This window comes from Adonisia turfae CCMR0081, assembly GCF_011009555.1.
In the GTDB taxonomy this organism is placed as follows: Bacteria; Cyanobacteriota; Cyanobacteriia; order Phormidesmidales; family Phormidesmidaceae; genus Leptothoe; species Leptothoe turfae.
In genome coordinates this window covers 3,447,365-3,470,406 of the sequence record NZ_QXHD01000004.1, presented here as the reverse complement: position 1 = coordinate 3,470,406, position 23,042 = coordinate 3,447,365, and the positions used below count along the sequence as shown (strand labels likewise).

The window sequence follows — 23,042 nt, the reverse complement described above, 5'->3', positions numbered from 1 at the left end:
TTGATGCCATGATCAATCATCTCCTTAGCGTTCAGATCCTTCATGAACAATTTATTGCTGCAGATGTGCCTAAAATTGCCCAGGAGCGAGCCCGCACTCTGGGTTGGCAAGTAGCAACAGTCACAGCTTAGGATGCATAGATAAATAATGACCTATCGGTTTCAGTTTCAAGTCATTTGGGATAATTGGGATTTGTTATTGGCAGGAGTGGGCCTCACCCTGCAGCTGTCAGCTTTGGCCATTGTTTTAGGGTTAATGGTAGGGATAGTTGGTGCCCTTTGCCGTACCTCTGACAATCGTTATTTTGGTATGTTAGCAGCTGCCTATGTGGAGACCATTCGCAATACGCCCTTCCTGGTGCAACTGCTGTTTATTTTCTTTGGTATTTCTAGCTTGGGGCCACGGTTGGGCAGCAGTCAGGCCGCTTTGCTGGCGCTTACCATTAATTTTGGAGCCTACTCCACCGAGATCATTCGATCCGGCATTCAGTCCATTGAGCAAAGCCAGATTGAGGCAGGTATGTCCCTTGGGTTAAACAGATGGCAGATTTTTCGTCTGGTGATCCTTAAGCCCGCCATTGCCAATATTTACCCGGCACTCACCAGCCAAATGGTGTTGCTATTGCTACTAACTAGTGTAGTGTCGCAAATTTCAGCTAAAGAGCTCACGTTTATGGGAAATTTTTTGCGATCGCGCACCTTCCGAGACTTTGAAGTATACTTTGCCCTGGCTCTGATTTATGTAGTGCTGGCCCTCAGCTTTAAACTCGTCGCTCAGCTCTGTCACCGTCGCCTTTTCACCTTCACCCGCTACATTTGAGGGATTACATGAGAGATTTTAGTCACCTAGATATTGTCTTTGCTCTATTATGGGCCGCCCGCTGGACGTTGCTGTTATCCACCATTGCGTTTATTTGTGGAGGAGTAGCTGGTTTCCTCCTTATGCTGATGAGAATCTCTCCATTTCGCCCTCTTAAGGGCATCAGCTGGGTCTATCTAGAAATTGTTCAGGGCACACCCCTGCTCATTCAATTTTTACTGGCGTTCTTTGGCATCAGCATCTTGGGCATTGACATTAGTCCTTGGATGTCTGCAACGCTTGCCCTAACTACCTTTACCAGTGCCTTCCTGGGAGACATCTGGCGCGGCTCGGTGGAGTCGATTCCCTCTGGCCAGTGGGAGGCATCCAAGGCATTAAGTATGAATTACTGTCAACAGTTAGGGTTAGTGATTTTGCCCCAGGCTGTCCGTCGCTCCATTGCTCCCACTGTAGGTTTTCTAGCACAGGTGATCAAAGGAACCTCTCTCGCTTCTGCCATTGGCTTTGTTGAACTGGCCCGTTCAGCTACCAATATTACAAATGTGACCTTCGAACCCTTTTTTGTATATTTGGTTACTGCCATTGTTTACTTCGGCATTTGTTTTCCAATTTCTGTTGCCAGCCGAAAACTAGAGAAATCCTTAGCATACTGAGATAAAAAAGTAACCCAGGATACAGTGATTGCTATTCAGCCTGCTACGGTGGGCCTATCGTACATTCCTTAGCCCCATAAGGATTTGAGTGAGGATTCTTTAATCATGGGTTTTTCTATCCCAAGACGGTGGCTGCAAACCATCTCCATTGCAGTGATCGCCTGTGTGTTTTCGTTGGTTGCTGTAGCCTGTGCTGGTGGTGGTAACTCCCCCAGTGTGACAGCTCAGGACGATGCTGCTGTTGTTTCCAGTCTGGACCGCATCATTGAAGCAGGGACAATTAAAATTGCGGTACCCCAAGATTTTGCCCCCTTTGGTTCTGTGGATGCTAGCGGTAATCTGGAAGGCTATGACATCGATGTGGCCAACTTGATTGCTGAAGATTTGGGCGTTGAGCTAGAGCTGGTGCCAGTGACCAGTGATAACCGGATTCCCTTTTTACAAACAAATAAGGTGGATTTAGTCATCTCCAGTATGGGAGCTAATCCTGAGCGGGCTAAGTCTATTTTCTTCTCCATTCCCTATGCTCCATTTTTCTCTGGAATTTACGGCTCATCGGAGATTTCTGGTGTGGGTGAATTTGACGATTTAGGTGGTTATAAGGTCGGGGTGACCCAGGGGACTTTAGAGGATCTGGAACTGACCGATGCGGTGGGCGATGATGTACAGATAGAGCGCTTTGCTGACAACAGCCTGACAGCATCGTCCTTGATTTCTGGTCAGGTGGATATGATTGCCACAGGTAATGTGGTTGCATCTGAGCTATCAAAGAACAACCCCGACAAGACTATTGAGGGCAAATTTATCATCAAAGAATCCCCCGCTCACATCGGCCTACGTCGTGGTGAGGTTGACTTACTCCAATGGGTGAACACATTTGTCTATCACAAGCGTTTAGGTGGTCAATTAGATGACTTTTCCCAGAAATGGTTAGGAGAGCCGTTGCCTGCTTTACCTGCGTTCTAGGGAATTCATCGCTTTTGTAACAAGTCAGTCATAAAAACACCGGTTGCTGAGTACAGTATTCTTCAGCAACCGGTATTTTCTTGATGTTGTTGTATGGAAAAATCCGAAATATAATTCTGAAGGTCTGTAGATAACAATGGCTCTTCAGGTGATCGTAACTATGCTTAGTAGACCTAACATGCCTGTGCATTGGATGCGGCGAGGGGTGATAGTGACAGTGGTTGCGATCGCAACCATTCTATTCTCTCATCTTAGTGTGTTACCATCCTGGGCTCAAACGGGGTATCCCACAGCCAGCGATCCATACCTCAACGACTATGCTCAATTGATGCGCCCAGAGGATGCGATCAGCATTCGGCAATCGTTGGCAAACCTGGAGGCTAACCATGGCATTGAAGCTACGGTTGTTACCCTTAATTCAATTCAGGACTATGGGACTGGGGACAGTACGATTGAGTCGTTTGCTACCAACTTATTTAATACCTGGGGCATTGGTGATGCCGAAAAGAATAATGGCATTCTGACGTTGGTGGCTGTGAATGATCGAAAAGTAAGGATAGAAGTGGGTTCTGGCTACGGCACATCTCTGGACTCTGCAATGAAGTCAGTGATTGATGAGTACATGGTGCCGCGCTTTAAGCAAGACGACTACAGTGGTGGAATTTTGCAGGGGACTGAAGCAATTATCCGGCGTGTAACTCAGCCTGAGGAGACAACAACAACAACATCACCAGCGGCAGCATCTCGGTCAAGTAGCCCTGTCGTCAGCCGTGACACTGCGCCTTCTTACGATGGCCATGGCAATCATAAGAACTGGTTAGTGGGGGGTGGTCTGACTGGTTTGGGTGGTGTTGGTTTGATAATGAGGCAATTTTTACGCTACCGTCGTCGTCGTTGTCCGGACTGTGGTGCTGATATGGTGCGTCTGGATGAGAACAGTGACAATCAGTATTTGGATCAAGGGCAAAATGTGGAGGAACAACTAGGTTCTGTTGATTATGATGTTTGGCAATGCCCTAGCTGTCAAAGCCATAATATTAATCGCTATGGTAGTTTGTTGTCTCAGTATAAAACCTGTAGAGGGTGTCGCTACAAAACTCTTTTATCTAGGCGAGATATAATTCGCCCAGCCACTTATTCCTCTTCAGGAACTGCTCGGGTAACTGAGACATGTCAGCATTGTTCTTATGAGAATACCTACACAGTGACGATTCCCAGAAAGCAAAAGTCAAGTAGCAGTAGCTCGTTTGGAGGAGGTTCTTCTTCAGGAGGAGGGGGAGGTCGTTCTTCAGGAGGTGGAGCCAGTGGGAGCTGGTAATCACCAGTAGGAGCTGGTAATAAAACGTCGCAAGTTGCCTAAAACAGGTTTGTATGGTCCAAGTTGACTTTATTAAAGCTTTATCAATATTGGAGCATTTATGAAATCAGTCTTGTGGACTGGCATCATGTAAGCCTCAAGCTTCAAAATGGTAGTGAAAATACTGAATTGATGTAAACTTTTTCGATTTTTATATCCGTAATATATGGGCAAAATGAATTGCGTAAAGCTTTACTCCAGTAAGATTTTTAACAATACATAGCGCTCAGTTCATACACCCTGCCTCATTAGTTTCCTGCTGATCTTTGTATAGAGTTGATAACAATCAAATTTTGACTCAAGGAATAGGTTTATGAGACCAATACGCCAGGGAGATGTCATTCTATTGCCAACCTCACATGTTCTTGGTGATGAACTGCCCCATCTTACCTTGCTAGAAGGCATGTCTACGGGGCATTCACATCGCATCAGTAAAGGCATTGCTACTTTATTTTCCCATCAGGGGGAACTTTATCTCAAGGTCCGCTCTAAGGTGGCGATTTTGTCCCATGATGAACATCGGCCCTTAAAAGTTCACTACGGTAATTGGAAGATATATGTTCAAAGGGAGTATGTCCCACGCAAAAATGGTGCCTTTTCATCCCAACTCAACCAAGAGTTTATTACTGAAGAAAATGCCGATCAAGAATTTCTAAAGAAAATTGTTGATAGTGTGAGAACTAGCTCTAAGCAGCAATTGATGGCTGATGTGCTGGGATATAGAGACAAGCAATATAGCACTAGAGATGTTAATACATCTTCAGCAGTTACACCCTCTTCCCAAACGACATCCAAACGTCAACGTAAAACTACCTCAAAGAAAGCTGGAAAGCGAAAATCTTTAAGTAATTGGAAGTATGTGGTCGATTAATCCCTGTTCTGAGTGTAGATAAAACGCACATTTTAGAGGGCAGCAGATGTTTTGGAAACAACCGACTCACCTAATATCAGAACAACTTAAGAAGGCATCACAGATAGAGAAAAAATGGGAATCCCATATCTTTCCCGAAAAAGCGATTGATCCAAAACATGCAACTGAGGCGATTACGACAGCCTATGCAGCTGTAGGCCTACCGTTACCTCAAGTTGTTTTTTGTGAGAGTCCTTATGCTGCCCTGGGACATATCCTTGAAAACCTGGTTGGAGACTTGGAGCAACAGCTGATTGAAAGAGTTGAAATATATCTCAATCAATGTGGCCCCGATCTAAATAGCCAACTTGCCCAGTTTTTGGTGCATAACTTAGGCATTTCATTAAGAAAACAGAGCAGTGAGACCTTAGGAAAACCACAAAGCGATCTCCTGAAAAAACTGCGGCAACCACTGATTGATCGGCCAGAACGCCGTTTGTCTGTGGACAAATTATCTTTAATCAAACAGAGGCTTTCTAATCCGCCCTTAAAACATTCTTTGACTGACTTAGTAGAAAAACAAATTGGGCGGCTTCATATGCAAATGGTGGCTTGCTTGGTGCGTAAACTACGCCATCGTATCAATGATAAGTCGGTATTTTCTCAGCTGAAACGGTTAGAGATCTTGTTACAACATCAACAATTTAGCCGCTTTGTGCATCGTTTGGGTAAGCAACTCAGCCAATATATTGCTTACGATCAGTGTATTTATCCAGAGCTATGGGCGGTTCAGGCAGTTTGGTGGGACTTTTGTATCAATATACTAAATTGTAAATACGACTCTGAGAAATGGTCTGCTTTTCACGGTTTAACCACCCGTTGTGGTTGGGTTTTACCTTATGAAAAAGTTTGCTTTGTTTGTAGTCGTCCTATTAAGCTCTCCTTTGATGTAAATGAGCGTCTTCATGGAGAAGGAGAGTTTTCTGTTTTATATGAAGATGGGTATGGTCTTTACTTTCACCATGGGGTCGCTCTGCCTAAAAAATATGGACAGGTTAAACCTGAAAACTGGGTTGCAGAATGGGTATTGAATGAAAACAATGCTGAACTACGGCGAATTTTAATTCAGGGTATTGGGTACGAGCGTATTTGTAAGGAACTAAATGCTTCGGAGGTGGATTCCTGGCAAGAGTATACCCTACTTAAATTAAACGAGTTGGTTGATGATATTGATGGTCAATCTATTTCTTTATTGAAGATGATTTGCCCCAGTACTAACTTTATTCATACTATTCGTGTGCCTCCTAACTTACAGTCGGCAAGGGAAGCGATTCGGTGGGTGAATTGGGGAATTTATCCTGAACAGTTTGCACAACAGTCTTAATAATCCGGTAAAGTACTGGCATGTGGATGATTCAGGCTACTGATGTTATGCGAGTCATCGGGATTATTTGGGAGAACTAGGGGTGTTACCAATTGCTCCCTCTAGGTCCCAGGCCCTGCCTGGACCGATTTCCAGAGGCTCTGCCTCTAGTATTCGTGGCGGAGCCACCAGTAGAGCTGCCCAGGCAGAGCCTAGGGGCGAGTAAGCGCTTCGCGCTAAAAGAGTAAATATTATGTCCTGGCGGAAAAACAGACTACCCGAAAACCGAAGCTGTTGAGACGGTTCCCAAGATTGGCCCTGCGGCGCTTAGTAGAGCGACAGTAACCTGGATTATAGTTCCAGGAACCACCCCGCAGTATGCGTAGAGATGAATCACCACCAGTAACCCAAGCGTTACCATTCGTCGGTGCTCCAGTATAGCTATCATGCCAGTGGTCCAGGCACCACTCCCACACGTTGCCGTGCATATCATAGAGCCCAAATGCGTTTGCGATCGCAAAGCTGCCTACATCAATTGTCTCCTGACGATACTTTTCTCGTGAAGCACTACCATAGCTATAACTCCAATAATAAGTGCTCCCATCATAGTTGGCTAACTCTGTAGTGATTGCTAGCCCAAAATGGAACGGTGTTGTGGTTTCAGCCCGACACGCATACTCCCATTGAGCTTCGCTGGGCAGCATATATTCTTTCTCTGTCTTTTTTGACAACCGCTTACAAAACTCCTCAGCATCCTGCCAAGACACGCATTCGACCGGTCGCTTTACTCCTTTAAAGTGTGCCGGGTCGCTCTCTAAATCTCGCTCAACTTTTTTGAGTCTTGCCACCGCCTGCCATTGCTCCTGAGTGATCGCAAATTTCCCCATCCAAAACTCAGGCACTGTCACCTTATGTTGCGGGTACTCATATCCACTCGCACCTGGTTCTCCTTCGGCAGCTCCCATCATAAACGTGCCACTTGGGATGTGCACCATTTCTAACGTAATATCATTACCCAAGTCTTCGGCAAAGCATTCCGCCTTACTTTGTTTAGTTTCAATGACATTTCCTTTGTTATTTACTTTTACTGTCTTGAAAGAAAATTTAGGATGCTTTAGCTTCTGTTGTTGTTGTTGTTGTTGTTGTTGATATTTTTGAGCCGATAAGTCTGATACAGGCTTCTTATTAGGTAGCGTAGACGATTCAACTGGTAGCTGTTTGTGAGGCTGTTGCTTCAACCAGTGGCCTAGAATCTTATTCTCCACCAACTGCACATCGTCATCTCGTAAATTGAGCAGTTGCTTAGATTCCTCTAATTCCTTGATAGCATCGTTATCAAGGGGATAGCCATAGTCCTTTTCTGCTTTTAAGCAATCAGCGTATTTAGCTAAACTCTTAGTTTTTTCCCTGTAGGGCTTAAGAAATTCTTCTTGTATCGCTTCGGTAACTTCATTTGTCAAACCTAATTGTTCTTTCAACAAAGTCAAATTATGAAAAGCTGTAGGACGAATAACGTCTGCCAGTGTCCAATAATTACCGTTAAGGGCAAATTCATTCAATGTAATATTGCGTATATTTTTTATTTTGGTTTGTACCTGCTTGCGATAGCGCTGTGAGTTATCCAACTGCACTCTGGCAATAACAATCTCTTCTCCTTGCTTTGCGTTAAAAATTGTAGGCTCCATTGCCGGAGCTGCGGCTTTTACCTGGATTTGCACATAGCTATGCAAATCTCTGATACAGATTAGTTCTTGTCCGTCGGGAGCAGCACCACCAGTCTTTAAACCCTCCACTAAGTAGCGGGTATACACTGATAGGTCTTCACCTTCTTGCTCTAGGGCATATTTAGTCGATGTAGATGCTGTCAAGACGCACCAACCTTTTCCACCTAGCTGAGTTTCTACATCAATACTGCTATCATCCATGCCCAAAAAGCCCTTGGCAAAGGCTGCCCCAAAGCAACAGTCGAGGATGACTACCTTTCGTTGAGCCAAGGAATTACCAATAACACCTTTCACAAAGTCTGCTGAAACAGCAGTGCCCGGGTTGAGGGTGCCGCTTTCAAACAGCTGAGTCTGAGCCGTAGATAGGTAAAATTTACCGGTCATATCCTTGATGCCATGACCGGTAAAGTAAAAAAGCACCAGGTCATTTTTGGATAGCTGACCAAATACCTCACCAATGCGGGCCTGCATCGTCCCCACATCCGGATTAATCAGCGGTACTACTTCGTCAAAGCCGCCAATATCAGGATTTCTCAGTAGCACTTGCATCGTCTTCACACCATTGGCTGGACATCGCAGTGGCTTCAGCCCATTGCCATACTCCCCAACACCAATCAGCAATGCAATTTTCTTAGCCATTCACCCAGCAATTAGCAGCACCTTATAGTTCTTTCAGCCCTAAGCCAGTCAATCCCCCACTGTTTGATTAACTGTCCTTAAGTTTCTGCGCTGCTGCAACCAGTTTTTCGAGCGTCTCCTCGAAATTATCTGGACGGATGTTTTTAGCCTCAATATTCGTTTTCTTGCCGTCAACCTCCAGGGTGAACTCAATGGGCTTTCCTGGTAGTCGTTCATAGGCATCCTGACAAACCTGTTTAATCCCCTCAATGGTGATTTCTGCTGTAAGGACACTCCATAACCATTTAGCTCCCATGCCCCCATCGGGAACATCTGGGTCAGCTATCCGCTTAACGTCCTCCACCTCGTCTAGTGCCCGTAGCTCCTGAAATAATGTTTGGGTCAATACCTCTTGCTGTTCCTCGGGCATATCGCTATCAGCATCACGCCAGTCAATCACCAGCAAAATCGTATCAGTCATGGGGGGAGATATCATTGCCACCGCTGTATTCTAGCCAAACTAAAGGTATCTACTCAGATTTGTAGCATTGCCTTAATAGAGCAGCTATCCCCTCGCTATACTAGACCCAAACCAAGTTGCAATTTCTATGGTTACCAACCCCATACGCTGGACAGTTCGAGACCTCGACGTCATGCCCGACGACGGTGGTTGGAAACGTTATGAAATCATCAATGGAGAACTACTTGTGACCCGCGCTCCCCATATTCGTCATCAAAGCGCAGCGGGTAAAATACAGGTCCGATTAGAAGTCTGGTCAGAAGAAACTGGTTTGGGTAGCGCTTTCCAAACACCAGGTGTAATCTTTTCCCCTAACGATGCAGTCATTCCAGATGTGGTGTGGATCAGCAAAGAACGTTTAGTCAATGGTATTGACGAAGCTGGTCATCTAGTGATCACTCCAGAGCTGATGGTAGAAATTTTGTCCCCTGGCGAACGCAATGAACAACGTGACAAAGAGTTTAAACTGAAGCTTTACTCACTGTATGGAGTGCAAGAATACTGGATTGTAAACTGGCAACTCCAGACGATGGAAGTTTATCGCCGCAGTGATGCCCAGCTGGAGTTAGTTGGGACTTTATTGTCGAAAGATAGTTTGCAATCGCCGATTTTGCCTGGTTTTTTGATGCCCATGGAAAGAGTTTTTGTGTGATGTCGGAGATGTAGTGCCGCTGACTTCGGCTTTGCTCAGCCAGCTAGGTTCATTACGACTGAGTAAAACCGAATTGAAAGAACTAAAAGTTGCTCAAGAGAAGTGAGCGAAGTCGAGAGGGGTGAGCGAAGTCGAACCCCAACTCTAATCCTCGCCAAAATCAATCGCCTCAATCATCTCTGGCGGCGGCTGCCAGCGATACTTGCTAAGGTTGATCTTGTTGCCCTCAAACTCAATCCCTTCTTCCTCCAGTAATATCCGCTGTAGGTCGTCTGAGCCATCGCGAAAGGCAGATGTGGAAATCTCTCCCTTTGCATTGATGACCCGCTGCCATGGGATTTCATCTTCAGGCGCTACCTTATAAAGTGCATAGCCGACTACCCGAGGTTTGCCCATAAGCCCTGCTAGCTCGGCCACCTGACCGTAGGTGGCGACTTTGCCTGCGGGAATTTGGCGCACCACTGCATAGATTAGATCGTAACTATTAGCCATATGTTACCCTCGCTTTGGTAACGTGCATGTAGCCCCATCAGCACCGGAAGTTGTATCAAAACAGTGGGGACAGGCTAGTAAAACCAGGGATCGAGCAGCAACCGGGACGTTCTGGGTATGATCATATGTGGGGCCATCATCTACAAACCCGGTGGGATTTTTGGTGTCTAGGATAACCCGCCATTCTTTGCGATCGACTGATGGTGGTAGGGAGAACTCTTGAAACTCAGGATAGGCATTGAAAAAGACAAGAAAACTATCATCAATAATGCGCTGACCTTGCTTATCGGTGGTGAGAATTTCTTCTCCATTGAGAAAGATGCTGATGGCTTTGGAGCTACCATCGTGCCAGTCTTCCTCACTGATAATGCTGCCGTCAGGATTGAACCAACCGATATCAATGACGCCGGAGCCATGGATCTCGCGACCCAGGAACCATTGACGACGACAGAAGATAGGGTGCTGTTTTCGAAATGCAATCAGGCGTTGGGTAAAGTTTAGTAGCTCTTTGTTTTGGTGACGTAGATTCCAGTCAAACCAGGCGATCTCATTATCCTGGCAGTAGGTGTTGTTGTTGCCACGCTGGGTACGGCCCATCTCGTCACCCCCCAATATCATGGGTACTCCCTGGGAGAGAAAGAGCGTTGTGAGAAGATTCCGCTGCTGTTGCGATCGCAACGCCAAAATTTCCTCATTTTGAGTCTCACCTTCAACACCACAGTTCCAGGACCGGTTATAGCTCTCACCATCCCGATTACCTTCACCGTTAGACTCATTATGTTTTTCGTTGTAGCTCACCAGGTCTCGCAGGGTGAAGCCATCGTGGGCGGTAATAAAGTTGACGCTAGCATGGGGGAGTTTCCCATTCGCTTGATAGAGATCAGAACTGCCCGTAAACCGAAACGCAAACTCTCCCAGGCGACAATGATTGTCTCGCCAGAAGTCTCGCATGGTATCACGATATTTGCCATTCCACTCAGACCAGAGTAATGGGAAATTACCGACCTGGTAACCGCCCTCACCCAGGTCCCAGGGTTCTGCAATCAGCTTTGTGGTGGACAACACTGGATCCTGGTGGATGATGTCAAAAAAGGCCGCGAGGCTATCGACTTCATACAGTTCGCGCGCCAGGGCTGACGCTAAGTCAAACCGAAAGCCATCTACGTGCATTTCCTGCACCCAGTAGCGCAAACTGTCCATGATCAGTTTGAGTACCTGGGGATGGCGGACATTGAGAGAGTTACCGCAGCCGGTAAAGTCCATATAGTGGCGAGGACTGCGCTCAACTAATCGATAGTAAGCTTCATTGTCGATACCCCGCAGAGACAGCGTTGGGCCAAAGTGATTGCCCTCGCCCGTGTGGTTATAGACCACATCTAAAATCACTTCAATGCCTGCCTGATGGAGGGCTTTGACCATTGCCTTAAACTCATTGACCTGGTCACCCGCATCCCCACCGGCACTATAGCTTGCAAAGGGAGCAAAGTAGTTAATGGAATCATAGCCCCAGTAGTTGTGGAGCCCCACAGTGACAAGGTGACTAGGGTGGGCATTGTAGTGATGGATTGGTAGGAGCTCTACCGCAGTAACCCCTAATGTTTTCAGGTGCTCAATGGCGGCAGGGTGACCTAACCCTGCATAGGTACCCTGTAGGTCTGGTGGAATGTTTGGATGCTGACGCGTAAACCCTTTGACATGCACTTCGTAGATAACTGTTTCATGCCAGGGTGTCTCAGGATGGCGATCATCCCCCCAATCAAAACTTTGATCCACCACGATACCCTTGGGCACGCATTGCATATCATCCAGCGTGGATTTCTCTAAGTCGCGATCGCTATTGGCAAAGTGCTCCATCGGATAACCAAAAATAGCGGGGCTAAATTGCATATCGCCGCTAATGGCCAGAGCATAGGGATCAAGCAGTAATTTATCAGCATTAAACCGTTTACCCTGTTTAGGTTTATAGGGACCATATACCCGATACCCGTAGCGCTGACCGGGGCCGACGTCTGGTAAATATCCATGCCATACGTGGTTTGTTACCTCTGGTAACCTTAGCCGACGCTCATTTCCATTAGCATCAAAGAGGCACAGCTCGATTGCTGAGGCATTTTCTGAGAAAACTGCAAAATTTGTTCCCTGACCGTCCCAGGTAGCTCCCAAGGGATGAGAACGACCGGGCCATAGTATTGCCGACATGGTGGATCACGCCAAAACTGTCTTATATAGTAAGCCCCCTGCGTTTTTCGCCGCTACCTTAAACGCATAAGTCTTGACTTGAGAACATGATTCTGACCCGATTATGTGGGGATGGCAGAGTGATTTTGCACGTAAGGAATGAAGGCGTAAGTGCCTATAGACCGCTTTGATGAGCTTTCTAGGAGAGACTCATTCATCAATTCCTAAAAATCTTCTCTTAAATGAATGCCCATGCCTTATTAAACTTTGAGCAATAAATTTTCTGGGTAAGCTATCTACAGGATGTGGCTAAATGATCAGGGGTGTCTGCGATTGAGTTGACGCCCAAATTGGTTAAGTCACTGGCTTATCTGGTTCTGATTGATTTGATTATGTCATTGAAATTGCTAAGCTTAGACTCATTTCAGGTGTAGACCGACACCTGGCACTACTCTGTAAATCCTGGATACAATGGGGAAACCACCAGGATTTTTTGTTCTTTTGTGACAAAAATCACATGGTACTTAAGGATTGATCACTCAATTTTTTTGGGAAATCGGGCCACAATATGTGAATTGATCTATACAAGAGTCGTGAAAATCGCTAAGTCAATGCCCAAAACTTGCACTAAACCGCTGAAACAACAGCCGTTTCAAACCTATCGTGATCCAAAAACTGGGCGTTGGTATGTGGTGCGGAAGCCGGTTTCTGTGAAATAAACGGAATCGGGGGCAATTTGGGTGCGACAATGACGGGGCAAATCGTTGCTAAGCCCCTCTATGCGTCAACCCTATCCTCCTATCGAGCCTTACCGCACCGGTCAGTTATCTGTCTCTTCAATCCATACCCTTTATTTTGAAGAAGTCGGAAATCCTCAGGGGAAACCGGTCGTGTTTTTGCACGGTGGACCAGGCGGCGGCACGGTTCCTATCTATCGACAGTTTTTTGACCCTGAACGTTGGCGCATAGTTCTGTTTGATCAGCGGGGCTGTGGTCAGAGTACACCCCACGCTGAGCTTACGGAGAATACCACCTGGGATTTAGTGGATGATATTGAAAGATTGCGATCGCATCTCGCCATCGATCAATGGACGGTCTTTGGTGGCAGTTGGGGCAGCACCCTGGCGTTGGCCTATGCTCAGCGCTATCCGCAGCAATGTGCAGGGCTAATTTTGCGGGGTATTTTTATGCTGCGCCCCCAGGAAATCCGATGGTTTTACCAGGAGGGAGCAAGTTATATTTTCCCTGATGCCTGGGAGCACTACCTTGCGCCCATTCCTGGAGAGGAGCGCCATGATCTGGTGGCAGCCTACTACAAACGTTTAACCAGCCCTAATCCTGACATTCGACAGCAGGCTGCCCGTGCCTGGGCTATTTGGGAAGCAAGTACCAGTTATTTAATTCAGAACCCCCAAGTTATTGAACGATTTGGCAATGATGAATTTGCCGATGCCTTTGCCCGCATTGAGTGCCACTACTTTATCAATGGGGGCTTTTTCAACCCACCTGATCAGCTGCTGCAAAACGTCGCTAAAATTCGCCATATTCCAGCGGTGCTCGTACAAGGCCGTTATGACGTCGTTTGTCCCATGACGTCTGCTTGGGAGTTGCATCGTGCTTGGCCCGAAGCTGAATTAATCATTGTCCCGAATGCAGGCCATTCGGCTACAGAACCAGGCATTTTGAGTGCTTTGGTGGAGGCAACTGATAAATTTGTGCGGATGTAGAGATGTCTACACAACTGCTCATCCAAACAAGACTACAGCTACAGAAACCATTGTTATTACTAGGGCCAGACTAACAATGCGCTTGAATGCCATAGCCCGTCGATAGTGATTCAGGGTTGGTAATGGGTCATCTAAATAGCCGAAACGTTGATGAGTAGCCTCGCAGTGGTGAATCGTTTGATTGGCCCAAGGATCGACACTGTATAAGCAGGGTTTAAGCAAAGAGTCGAGTTCTCGATCTACCCACCCAGCCGCTTCTAGAAGCTGCCGGGCTCGGAAAAGGGTAGTTGGCGTAACAGTTGTAGCTTTAATTACATCGCTATTAACTATTGGATGATTTTTACTGCCTAACTGGTAAAAAGCAGCGCTAGGCAGAGGAAAAACTAAAATTCCGTTGATTTCCTCAGGAAACCATCCTTTACTTAATAAAAACTCTGCGACATCCAATTCTGTTTTCAGCGAGAGAACGGTCATTGACCATGGTGTGTAAGTGTTCTCACTGACGCTAACATAGGCTTATTTTGGGCTTCCATGCCTGTTCATTCGAATTACATAGGTTTCATCGAAGTGTCTGTAAAAACTGACGAGGCTTCATCGCCATTTCATAGCAATGGATTTCTGGAACTTCCCTCTACGCCAATTGTCGTAGGACTTTAGGTGCAATGGCATAGGTGAATTTTTCCCAGAAAATAATTTCGACATTGGAAAGTTTTTTAGGAAACAAGCAAAATTGGTGTGAAGGATTGGGTAATCGCCATGAATCGAACTGCTTAATTTTGTAACGGTAAGTACTGAATCAATTCTTTATTGACTATTCAAGCTTCCGTTATCACTCTGACTTTATTTCCTCTGAAGGATGGTTAGGCTACGGATAGCTTGGGATTAATAACGGCAGGGATAAGTTTAATTAATTATGGATAAGCAAAGTTGGTACGCACGGCAGCGAGCACGTTTAGCCTATCGACGTGGGTGTACGCTAGCACGACAGGACAATCATCAGAGTGCGATCGCAACCCTATCCAAAGCATTAAGTCATCATCCTGATGTGGCTGCGGTTTATATTACACGTGGCTTAAGTTATCGCGCGTTAGACCAGTTGGATAACGCCCAACAGGACTTTATTGCTGCAATTGAGTGTGCTGAGAATCCCGCAGTTGCTTATTTTGAATATGGTCAGCTTGCCTATGCTCAAGGCAATATGGCAAATGCTCTGAGCAATTGGCAACAGGCAATTGCGGTGAATCCTAACTATGCCCGAGCCCACTATCAGGTGGGCGTCATTCAAAGTCAGGTAGAGGACTTTGATGCGGCGCTTGTCAGTTTTAACCGAGCTTTAGAACTCAACCCTAATGCAGCAGAGGCATATCTAAGGCGTGGCAACGTACGCCAACAGCTGGGCGATATGGAGGGTGCGATCTCTGATTGGCAACTGGCGGTCCTGAATGATCCAGCCTTAACTGAATTGGTCCCACCCCCTGCAAAACCAGATGGTTTAGCCCCGATTAGAGATTTACTGCAGGATGCCTTACAGCCTGTCGAGGTTGATGTAAAACAACGGGGTAAAAACCTAGAAATCTTCCTCAAGCGACAGGTGGGTGAAGGTATTAGCTATTTTTCGCTACCCAATCAGATTCGTGACCTGTTGTTGCCCCTGGAACTCTCAGAAATCACTGAGTTTACCCTAATTGGCTATGTCGGTAAGGTCCGTGGACCTGAGTGGGAAAAAACATATGATCTCTATAAGGATCAGCCCTGCCCCCCCAGTCACTGGTCAACAGCTTTAGCTGCCCTCATTACGTTTCCACCCCTTGGAGTAACGGCGTTACTCTATGCCTGGCAAGTTAGACAATTCTACCGTCAGGGACAATATCCCGATGCTCGTCGAGCTTCCAAAGCCGTGAGACAGCTATCGTTGGTTGGGACTGGTGCGATGTGTTTGCTGGCGTCACTGCCCCTAGGATATACAGCGATCAAGGCCATTCAAAACGAACCTGCTCCACCTGTGAGAACAGCCCGAGCAATTGACTATGACGTTATTCAATAATAGATAACCCTCAATACTGTTCAATATCAGGGCCTGACTAAACGACCTACAGCTGATGAAGCTCAAATGATTAGCGAGGCATGGCGACCCTGGCGGGCTGTAGCTGCGAGGCTGCTATGGCATTTTTACTTGGGTGAACGCAAGCAATCGTATCCTGAATATTATCCAAAACTAATTTTGAGATACATCCGGAATCCACAACTGTTAAGGTGTTGCTGACTATAGCTCTCCCAGAGAATGTAGCTCTAACAAGCATGAATAGTTTTAATGTAGGCTTTTTTCGTTAAAACCATAAAGTTACTCAAAGAGGGTAGACATTCTTGTATTACATATGTAGTATAAGAAGTAAGACAGAAAGGCAGTCAGGTCGAATTGCTTTGGTCAAGTGCACTAGAGGCACTTTTTAATTGTCACACCAGAGGTTTAGATACCATGAAAAACTCTATGGAAACCATAGTCGTGAAAAGATATTTACAATTATTTGGCCATGTATCCATGGCGCTGGTGGTGCGGTGTCTAGAATCTAGTAACGTTCCCACGATTATGGGTGGCACTATGGCCAAAGCGATTTCTGGCGCTGGTTTAGATCGTTTTGCATTTAGCGAAATAGGCCATAGCTTGATTGGCGATGATCTCAATCGACCAGAACTAACAAGATATAGACGAAGCGGGGGATGCAGGCGCTTAGCCATGTTACCTACCTAACTCCAAAACTAGTCAGGTTTTTGGCCCCCGCTTCCCGAACCCGGAAGCGGGGGTCATTGTTTGTGGACTTTTTTACGAATTTCAGAGCTGTAAGGGCTTAACCATGACATTACGACCATATAAGTACGTATTGCCTACGTATCGACCCATCGTACTTTTTTCCAGAAACTACTTACCCATGGTGCGAATTAACCTAAAGCGAGCAACAGTTCTTTTAGTAACAGGCCGGGCAGAACCTGTAGACCTACTGGGGAAAACCTGGCAGATGCGATCGCCCAGCCTGACCCTTGAGATTCCTGAGCACCTTCGTCTGCGGGCTGGGGATAGCGAGCACATTTGGAAAACACCACCGGTTAACCGTCGCGAAGTTCTGCGGCGTGATGGCCATAGTTGTCAATATTGCGGTAGTAAGCGACAGCTCACGCTGGACCATGTGGTACCGCGATCACAAGGTGGTGCTCACACGTGGGATAACGTGGTTACCGCGTGCGCCCCCTGCAATTCTCGCAAGGGTGCCCGTACCCCTGAGCTTGCCAATATGCCGCTCAAACAACAGCCTAAAGCGCCCATGCATCCAGTAGTTGCTTTTGCAGAGCAATTCTGGAAAGAACAAAAAAATTAACCCTATGCCGCCGTCGGCATGTGACTGACCCAACCATCCATGGAGATTGTCAGCCGTGTTGAAGCTGAACTATACCGATTACGGCTTATTTCTTGAACAAGTAACTGCATCGTTGGATGCGGTTGCTACCCAACGAGTTATGTTAGCAGTTCATGTTGGTGAACCCTTACATCTAGAACCCAGTCGAGCTTCCTTTTTACTGCCTGTTAAATTGCCTGGTATTAATCAGCTTGAGTATCTACTACGGCAAAATGTAACAGATGTCATTGATCTAGCAAGTGTTGATGACGAGTTTGTTGAAGTAAGCCTTAAGGGAACCTGGATTGCAAATAGTGCTAACGCTGAATCTGGCACTTTTATAACTGCCCTTACACCTGAAAGTGAAATGCTTATCTACGAACTGTGGCGAGTAACCCACCGACAGACGGCATATTTCATGTAGTTGTTGCATGGAGACTTAAAAATAGTCTTTTGCTGTGAAAATCAGTAAACGTTGTGCCACGTTGAGTAACACTTTGAGTCTCCCCCTTTGGTAAAAGTCCTTTTGTAAGGCCCCTTGCCAAAGGGGCTAGTAGGGCTTGTTAATCACTAATGTAAGGTGAGATCCCTCCTACATCTCCTTCATAGAAGGGAGGCTTTGAGCTGGGCTAAATTTGCTCTGTGTTGGGCATATGGGCTGTGAAACAACGGCTTACAGCGCCAGAAAATAATCGAGAAATATCGCTATACCTTGGAATTTCAAAATTCTACATTTTCCAATTCCACAGATTTCATACATCTAGTTTGTCGATCGCATAACTGTAAAAATCTGCTTTCCCACCAGGAGCATTACCATGTATTTTGTCTCACCATTTTTTCTCGCTTGGAGTCGTAAGTCATTTAAATATTGGCGATTTCCTCGGCGACAACAACCATCCAATTTCAGTGCATCTAATGAGAGAAACTTGACGGTGTCTACTGATAAACATCATGTTGACGCCGTAAGTGAAGTGCAAAAAGTAAAACGGCTTTATTTCCTTGAGCGTGGCCCCTTTGTGTAAAATTCGAGAAGATTCCAATAAGATTTTTTGTTATCTTGTTGATTTTTATTGAAAATCCTTAAAGGCGCTCAAACCCTTTTTGTACATGACTTCAAGAATCTCTCTAAAAATCTCTCGAAAACTCTTGACGTTGTGTATTATGTTTTGTAGTATATAAATAACGCAGGAGTGCTACGAATTTAAGTCTCAAAGATAAGTGCTTAACACGTCATCAAGACTCAAACCAGAACCTTGAAAACTAAATATTTCCCTTTCTGGGGGTGTAACTCAGTGGTCTAGAGTGCCTGTCTGTCGAACAGGACGTCGCGAGTTCAAATCTCGTCACCCCCGTCCTGGACTCCACTGCAGCGTAACCTAAGTGGTTAAGGTGCTCGCCTCATAAGCGAGAATATGTGGGTTCGACTCCCATCGCTGCAACCAGAAGCAGAGATGGTGTAACGGCTAGCACCTCGGTCTCCAAACCCGATGATCTGAGTATCTTTCGGGAAGCCTGTCGTCTACGAATTCTAGTCTCTGCGGTTTAGGGTGGCGTAGGCAAATTGGTAAAGCCCCACGACTTTCACTCGTGTGTTTGCGGGTTCGACTCCCGTCGCCACTGCCAAGGGTCGGCTCCTATGGGCGCAGGTAAAGGTCTGTAAAACCGGAGTTCTTTAACACTGTGGGTTCGACTCCCACCCGACCCTCTTTGGAGAGATCGTCATTGGTAAAGCAAACTGCCTGCTAAGCAGTCGTGGGATAGCAAATCTCACTATGGGTTCGACTCCCATTCTCTCCTCCAGAGAACGTGGTGCAATGGATAACACGTCGGTTTGCGGAACCGAAGATTGCAGATATCCTTCGGGAAGCCTTACGTCTACAAGTCCTGCCGTTCTCGTTGTTTTTCAATGAGTTTGAAAAACATATATTGAATCCCCTGGTAGCTCAGTCAGGTAAGAGCGCTTGTCTGAAAAACAAGAGGTCATCCGTTCAAATCGGATCTGGGGGGCTTGCACTCAATCATGGGTGCTCAATGGGGTGTAGTTCAATTGGCAGAGCGCCTGGTTGTTACCCAGGAAGTTGGAGGTTCGACTCCTCTCGCCCCAGCCATTGATTGTCGGGTGTGGCTGATCCCCGATTAAGTCTAGTTCCAACTAAGTTTGTTTGGATATCATAAGGTCATCGAGTTTGGAGGCCAAGTATGATGGCCAAACGCAAGCAACGAGGGACAGCAGGGGATAAAACGATCTGCCTGCCCATCGCCGATAGCATTGATTATGACCAGTTGGTTGAGGACCGTGAGGCCTACCGAGAGTACCTGAACGAGCAAATAGCCAGCTATCCGGAGCTGTTCCCCAAGGGAATTGAGGAGGGATATCGGTTTCATGGGTGGGTGACCTCAGCTCGTCAGCACCTGAAAACACGTCGTATATATCTTCCCAAACAAAAAACAGCCTATCAACTGCGTCCCGATTTCGTCACGCCTTATATGAGTGAAACGTCTGAGCTAGCAGGCAAAGCAATGTATTTGAGAAAGCATGGCCTCTCTTATGATGGGATTGCTTACGTATTGGGCCGCTCGGAGATGCATTGGTATCGGTTGTGTCAATCTCTTGGCCGAGCATCCATTGTCGGAACAACGTTGAAAACAGAAGAGTCGCTCCCCCCCATCTAGTGGCCGATGAAAAGCATGGTAGCCATCAAGGAGAGCGTATCTATTGGGTGGTGACAGCGGCTAAGGGGTGTATTGTGGGCAGTGGTCTGAGCCCAACGGCTGGATACGAGGACTTGCAAGCGGCGTATGGGGACTTTGAGCAAGAGATGAGCGAGCATGCCCCTGACTATCGACCTGAGACAGTCACCACCGATGGATGGGACGCGACTCGTCGAGCCTGGGAAACCCTATTTCCTGGCATCACCTGGATTCTATGCTTTCTACATGAGGTGATTAAAGTGCGTGATTGGTGTCGCTCTAAGCCTGAGTTACGCACCTGCTTAACCGACAAGCTTTGGCATATCTATCACGCCACCAGCAAACGTCAATTTGCTCAGCGATTGCGTCGTTTTCTCGAATGGACACAATCGGTGGAGCTTCCCGACGCCATCCATGACCGGTTACAACGACTCAGAGAAAAATCTCTATTTTTCCAGAGAGCCTTCGACTTTCCTAATGCCTATCGCACCAGTAATCAGGTGGATCGCCCCATGAACTATCTCGACCGGGCACTCTATGCCATGCAAGATTTTCATGGGGCTTGGGAGGCTGCTGAGTTATCCGTTCGCTCCATGGCGATGCTGTGGAACTTTCATCCATTCTGTCGTAAAACTCAGCAGCAAAATGGAGGCTGTTTGTGTCCCTTTGAGAAACTCAATGGCTTCCGATATCATGACGACTGGATGCGTAATTTGTTAATTGCCTCTTCTCTCAATGGACGGAGACCGTTGATTACATCCCCTCACACAAACTGAGGTGGAATCAGGATTAAGTCAAGTTAAACATATTCCGCTAGTGACGAGGTTAATGACAGAATATGCTTCAAATCAGCAGCAACTATTGCCGAGTGGACGAATTAGCAAGTCGCCTGACTCTGAATCAGGAGGTTGTAGGTGCAAATCCTACCTCGGCATCCAGTCCCCTGTGGTGTAACTGGCAACATCTCGCACTTTGACTGCGAAGATTCTAGGTTCAAACCCTAGCGGGGGAATTGGAGAGATTTGATCATGCTTGGGTCGATTTAATTTCTCCATTTCTTGCTCCTGTAGCCCAACTGGAAGAGGCGGCTGATTCAAAACCAGCTTACGTGTGGGTTCGACTCCCATCAGGAGTACCAAATCCTACCATCCCGACCATTTGCCCTTGTGATGCAACTGGTAGACATGCCGTGCTTAGAACGCGGTTGTTGTGGGTTCGATTCCCACCAAGGGTACCAAATCGGGATGTAATTCAGTGGTCAGAAGCCTTGTTTTGGGGGCAAGGAGCCGCAGGTACTCTTCGAGAAGCCTGGCGTCTACAAATCCTGCCATCCTGACCATTTGCCCTTGTGACGGAACCGGTATACGTGCTGGCTTCAGAGGCCAGATTTTGTGGGTTCGACTCCCACCAAGGGTACTGGGCGTTTGCCCAAATATGCTCTCGTGGCGGAACGGTATACGCACTAGACCGAGGATCTAGTTTTTGTGGGTTCGACTCCCACCGAGAGTACCAGGGTCGTTAGCCCAATGGTAGAGTGGCTGCCTTTTAAGCAGACAGATCAGAGTAACTCCTAGCGGAGACGCTTTGCGAACGAATCTCTGGCGGCCCACCAAATTTTGGATGGTGGACATTGCCCACTCTACATATGTTTTCTGGGTTGTTAGCTAAGTGGTACAGCAGCCGTCTCTTAAACGGAAGAGCGTAGGTTCGAATCCTACACAGCCCATGGACTTTTAAGTCCCTTGCCCCTGTGATGCAACTGGTAGACATGATCCGCTTAAAACGGATTTGTTGCAGGTTCGACTCCTGTCAGGGGTATGGCAGTAATGCCAATAGCAACAAACTTACAAAAGGAGGTGAATCCGATGAAGCTTGCAGAAGCCTTAATGCAACGGGCAGATTGTCAGAAGAGAATTGCTCAGCTGCGTCAGCGTTTGACCCGCAGTGCCAAGGTCCAGGAAGGTGAACAGCCTCCCGAGAACCCCCAAGAGCTGTTGTCAGAGGTGGATACTGTAATTACTGAACTTACCCGTTTGGTGCAGCGGATCAATCAGACTAATGCTAATACAGCATTTGCTGAGGGTTCTCTGTCAGATGCCCTGGCTCAGCGGGATACTCTATTCACTAAGCGAAGTGTTTTGGAAAACCTAATCCAAGCCGCCTCCATTACCCATGATCGGTACAGCCGTTCAGAGGTGAGATTTGTGAGTACAGTAGATATTGGCAGTCTACAGCGTCAGTTAGACGGTATCTCACGGGATTATCGTTTGCTAGATGCCCAGATTCAATCGCTGAACTGGCAGATTGACCTGTTAGGTGGTTAAAACAAATAGTCGGTAGCTAAATTCAACAGAAGCGAACACAACCCGCCAACTGGGCAAGTTGGAAACGTCGTATACCAAACGACCCTTGGATGCGCTGGGGCAGTGCAAATGGGTTCGATTCCCGTTTATAAATTACGCCCAGCATTGTGACAAGTGCACATCCTATTGTGACTGCTTACTACCTTGTGTTGATCGGTTGAATTTAGTGAGGGTGGGTTCGGGGACTATTGCTGGTGTAGCTCAATTGGCAGAGCAGCTGTTTTACCCACAGAAGGTTACGGGTTCGATTCCTATCGGGACTACCACTTGCTTCCATAGCCCAGCGGATTCAGAGCAGCGCCCTTCGAAGGCGATGGTCCTAGGTACTTTTCGAGAAGGTAAAGCCTACAAAGGCTAGTAGAGGTGCTTGTTATTAACCAGTAAGGAGGTTGTTTTTATTGAAGTTTATGTTATTTAGAAATTACCCTGAAGAGACGTTCCATAGAACGTCTCTTCAGGAGGCCAGGATCATAATGCGTGCCCTCACGGTTAGAGCCTACATACTTTAAGGACGAGAGGAACGGTAATACCAAAACGATGTGCGTTTGCAAACAGGGATCGCGAAGAATCTGAAAGGTCGGCTTTAAAGTAGCCATCCTCTAAGGAGTGTGTAAAAACTCATCACAAGATTCTGCAACAGGGCAGGCACAAGGCGTTGCCCCTACAAGGATTTCCTGAAT

General features: G+C 46.7%; 22 protein-coding genes and 18 tRNA genes. 35 read left to right on the top strand and 5 right to left on the bottom strand.

Annotated elements, in window-relative coordinates; translation table 11 throughout:
• Positions 1-8 precede the first annotated feature (8 nt).
• The 7 genes from DXZ20_RS38270 to DXZ20_RS19265 all read left to right on the top strand — a co-directional run bounded on the left by DXZ20_RS38270 (position 9) and on the right by DXZ20_RS19265 (position 6,029).
• Entirely contained in the window at positions 9-131 is a 123-nt protein-coding gene (locus DXZ20_RS38270) for a hypothetical protein (protein WP_284681684.1), read from the top strand.
• A 16-nt stretch (positions 132-147) separates the two neighbouring features.
• Positions 148-819, top strand: a complete 672-nt coding sequence (locus DXZ20_RS19290) for an amino acid ABC transporter permease (RefSeq protein ID WP_163659087.1) — start codon at positions 148-150, stop codon at positions 817-819.
• A gap of 8 nt (positions 820-827) precedes the next feature.
• Complete coding sequence (locus tag DXZ20_RS19285; RefSeq protein ID WP_163699919.1) at positions 828-1,472, top strand: amino acid ABC transporter permease; 645 nt, start codon at positions 828-830, stop codon at positions 1,470-1,472.
• 105 nt (positions 1,473-1,577) lie between these two features.
• Positions 1,578-2,438 carry a transporter substrate-binding domain-containing protein gene (locus DXZ20_RS19280; protein ID WP_250564624.1) on the top strand — a complete coding sequence of 287 codons (861 nt, stop codon included), beginning with the start codon at positions 1,578-1,580 and terminating at the stop codon, positions 2,436-2,438.
• A 178-nt stretch (positions 2,439-2,616) separates the two neighbouring features.
• Positions 2,617-3,756, top strand: coding sequence for a TPM domain-containing protein (locus DXZ20_RS19275; RefSeq protein WP_250565835.1), 1,140 nt, complete (start codon positions 2,617-2,619; stop codon positions 3,754-3,756).
• Positions 3,757-4,108: 352 nt separating this feature from the next.
• Positions 4,109-4,666, top strand: a complete 558-nt coding sequence (locus DXZ20_RS38540) for a hypothetical protein (RefSeq protein ID WP_348918709.1) — start codon at positions 4,109-4,111, stop codon at positions 4,664-4,666.
• A 277-nt stretch (positions 4,667-4,943) separates the two neighbouring features.
• Positions 4,944-6,029: a DUF6745 domain-containing protein gene (locus tag DXZ20_RS19265; RefSeq protein WP_163699916.1), complete on the top strand. Its 1,086-nt coding sequence runs from the start codon at positions 4,944-4,946 to the stop codon at positions 6,027-6,029.
• A 230-nt stretch (positions 6,030-6,259) separates the two neighbouring features.
• Here DXZ20_RS19265 and DXZ20_RS19260 read toward each other — a convergent pair whose 3' ends face one another.
• Positions 6,260-8,371 (bottom strand): caspase, EACC1-associated type, encoded by a 2,112-nt coding sequence (locus DXZ20_RS19260; protein WP_250565834.1) that lies wholly within the window; start codon positions 8,369-8,371, stop codon positions 6,260-6,262.
• A gap of 67 nt (positions 8,372-8,438) precedes the next feature.
• Entirely contained in the window at positions 8,439-8,831 is a 393-nt protein-coding gene (locus DXZ20_RS19255; protein ID WP_163699913.1) for a hypothetical protein, read from the bottom strand.
• 127 nt (positions 8,832-8,958) lie between these two features.
• Here DXZ20_RS19255 and DXZ20_RS19250 point away from each other — a divergent pair, with 127 nt between their 5' ends.
• Positions 8,959-9,522, top strand: a complete 564-nt coding sequence (locus tag DXZ20_RS19250) for a Uma2 family endonuclease (protein ID WP_163671181.1) — start codon at positions 8,959-8,961, stop codon at positions 9,520-9,522.
• Positions 9,523-9,666: 144 nt separating this feature from the next.
• Here DXZ20_RS19250 and DXZ20_RS19245 read toward each other — a convergent pair whose 3' ends face one another.
• Positions 9,667-10,014 carry an MGMT family protein gene (locus DXZ20_RS19245; protein WP_163671180.1) on the bottom strand — a complete coding sequence of 116 codons (348 nt, stop codon included), beginning with the start codon at positions 10,012-10,014 and terminating at the stop codon, positions 9,667-9,669.
• 3 nt (positions 10,015-10,017) lie between these two features.
• On the bottom strand, positions 10,018-12,213 hold the full coding sequence (gene glgX / locus DXZ20_RS19240) for a glycogen debranching protein GlgX (RefSeq protein ID WP_163699912.1): 2,196 nt from the start codon (positions 12,211-12,213) through the stop codon (positions 10,018-10,020).
• Positions 12,214-12,971: 758 nt separating this feature from the next.
• Here glgX and pip point away from each other — a divergent pair.
• Positions 12,972-13,919 carry a prolyl aminopeptidase gene (pip, locus tag DXZ20_RS19235; protein WP_163671178.1) on the top strand — a complete coding sequence of 316 codons (948 nt, stop codon included), beginning with the start codon at positions 12,972-12,974 and terminating at the stop codon, positions 13,917-13,919.
• An 18-nt stretch (positions 13,920-13,937) separates the two neighbouring features.
• On the opposite strand, the gene DXZ20_RS19230 is transcribed toward pip, so the two are convergent.
• Positions 13,938-14,393, bottom strand: coding sequence for a hypothetical protein (locus tag DXZ20_RS19230; protein ID WP_163671177.1), 456 nt, complete (start codon positions 14,391-14,393; stop codon positions 13,938-13,940).
• A gap of 439 nt (positions 14,394-14,832) precedes the next feature.
• Here DXZ20_RS19230 and DXZ20_RS19225 point away from each other — a divergent pair, with 439 nt between their 5' ends.
• The 26 genes from DXZ20_RS19225 to DXZ20_RS19100 all read left to right on the top strand — a co-directional run bounded on the left by DXZ20_RS19225 (position 14,833) and on the right by DXZ20_RS19100 (position 22,628).
• Complete coding sequence (locus DXZ20_RS19225; RefSeq protein WP_163699910.1) at positions 14,833-15,963, top strand: tetratricopeptide repeat protein; 1,131 nt, start codon at positions 14,833-14,835, stop codon at positions 15,961-15,963.
• Between the two features lie 432 nt (positions 15,964-16,395).
• Positions 16,396-16,668, top strand: a complete 273-nt coding sequence (locus DXZ20_RS19220) for a hypothetical protein (protein ID WP_163671175.1) — start codon at positions 16,396-16,398, stop codon at positions 16,666-16,668.
• 103 nt (positions 16,669-16,771) lie between these two features.
• On the top strand, positions 16,772-17,290 hold the full coding sequence (locus DXZ20_RS19215; RefSeq protein WP_163699908.1) for an HNH endonuclease: 519 nt from the start codon (positions 16,772-16,774) through the stop codon (positions 17,288-17,290).
• A 55-nt stretch (positions 17,291-17,345) separates the two neighbouring features.
• Positions 17,346-17,732: an alr0857 family protein gene (locus tag DXZ20_RS19210; protein ID WP_163671173.1), complete on the top strand. Its 387-nt coding sequence runs from the start codon at positions 17,346-17,348 to the stop codon at positions 17,730-17,732.
• A 391-nt stretch (positions 17,733-18,123) separates the two neighbouring features.
• The gene (locus DXZ20_RS19205) at positions 18,124-18,330 is read left to right on the top strand and encodes a hypothetical protein (protein ID WP_163699906.1); all 207 of its coding nucleotides are present in this window, start codon (positions 18,124-18,126) and stop codon (positions 18,328-18,330) included.
• 256 nt (positions 18,331-18,586) lie between these two features.
• Positions 18,587-18,660, top strand: a tRNA-Asp gene (locus tag DXZ20_RS19200).
• Positions 18,661-18,673: 13 nt separating this feature from the next.
• Positions 18,674-18,750: transfer RNA gene (locus DXZ20_RS19195), tRNA-Ile, on the top strand.
• 104 nt (positions 18,751-18,854) lie between these two features.
• Positions 18,855-18,931 (top strand) — tRNA-Glu (locus DXZ20_RS19190).
• A gap of 86 nt (positions 18,932-19,017) precedes the next feature.
• Positions 19,018-19,108, top strand: a tRNA-Ser gene (locus DXZ20_RS19185).
• Positions 19,109-19,204 (top strand) — tRNA-Arg (locus DXZ20_RS19180).
• Between the two features lie 36 nt (positions 19,205-19,240).
• Positions 19,241-19,315: transfer RNA gene (locus DXZ20_RS19175), tRNA-Phe, on the top strand.
• Between the two features lie 25 nt (positions 19,316-19,340).
• A tRNA-Asn gene (locus DXZ20_RS19170) sits at positions 19,341-19,416 on the top strand.
• Positions 19,417-19,507: 91 nt separating this feature from the next.
• Positions 19,508-19,981, top strand: coding sequence for a hypothetical protein (locus DXZ20_RS19165; protein WP_163695745.1), 474 nt, complete (start codon positions 19,508-19,510; stop codon positions 19,979-19,981).
• Positions 19,981-20,775, top strand: a complete 795-nt coding sequence (locus tag DXZ20_RS19160) for a hypothetical protein (RefSeq protein ID WP_163695747.1) — start codon at positions 19,981-19,983, stop codon at positions 20,773-20,775. Before DXZ20_RS19165 ends, DXZ20_RS19160 begins: the two co-directional genes overlap by 1 nt.
• 86 nt (positions 20,776-20,861) lie before the next feature.
• Positions 20,862-20,937, top strand: a tRNA-Gln gene (locus tag DXZ20_RS19155).
• 1 nt (position 20,938) lies between these two features.
• A tRNA-Gln gene (locus DXZ20_RS19150) sits at positions 20,939-21,011 on the top strand.
• Between the two features lie 48 nt (positions 21,012-21,059).
• Positions 21,060-21,137, top strand: a tRNA-Leu gene (locus DXZ20_RS19145).
• 22 nt (positions 21,138-21,159) lie between these two features.
• A tRNA-Leu gene (locus DXZ20_RS19140) sits at positions 21,160-21,236 on the top strand.
• 3 nt (positions 21,237-21,239) lie between these two features.
• Positions 21,240-21,338 (top strand) — tRNA-Pro (locus DXZ20_RS19135).
• A 3-nt stretch (positions 21,339-21,341) separates the two neighbouring features.
• Positions 21,342-21,415, top strand: a tRNA-Leu gene (locus tag DXZ20_RS19130).
• A gap of 20 nt (positions 21,416-21,435) precedes the next feature.
• Positions 21,436-21,511 (top strand) — tRNA-Leu (locus DXZ20_RS19125).
• Positions 21,512-21,611: transfer RNA gene (locus DXZ20_RS19120), tRNA-Lys, on the top strand.
• A 42-nt stretch (positions 21,612-21,653) separates the two neighbouring features.
• Positions 21,654-21,725: transfer RNA gene (locus DXZ20_RS19115), tRNA-Lys, on the top strand.
• Positions 21,726-21,743: 18 nt separating this feature from the next.
• Positions 21,744-21,817, top strand: a tRNA-Leu gene (locus DXZ20_RS19110).
• Between the two features lie 47 nt (positions 21,818-21,864).
• On the top strand, positions 21,865-22,323 hold the full coding sequence (locus DXZ20_RS19105) for a DIP1984 family protein (RefSeq protein WP_163671171.1): 459 nt from the start codon (positions 21,865-21,867) through the stop codon (positions 22,321-22,323).
• A gap of 232 nt (positions 22,324-22,555) precedes the next feature.
• A tRNA-Val gene (locus tag DXZ20_RS19100) sits at positions 22,556-22,628 on the top strand.
• Positions 22,629-23,042 lie beyond the last annotated feature (414 nt).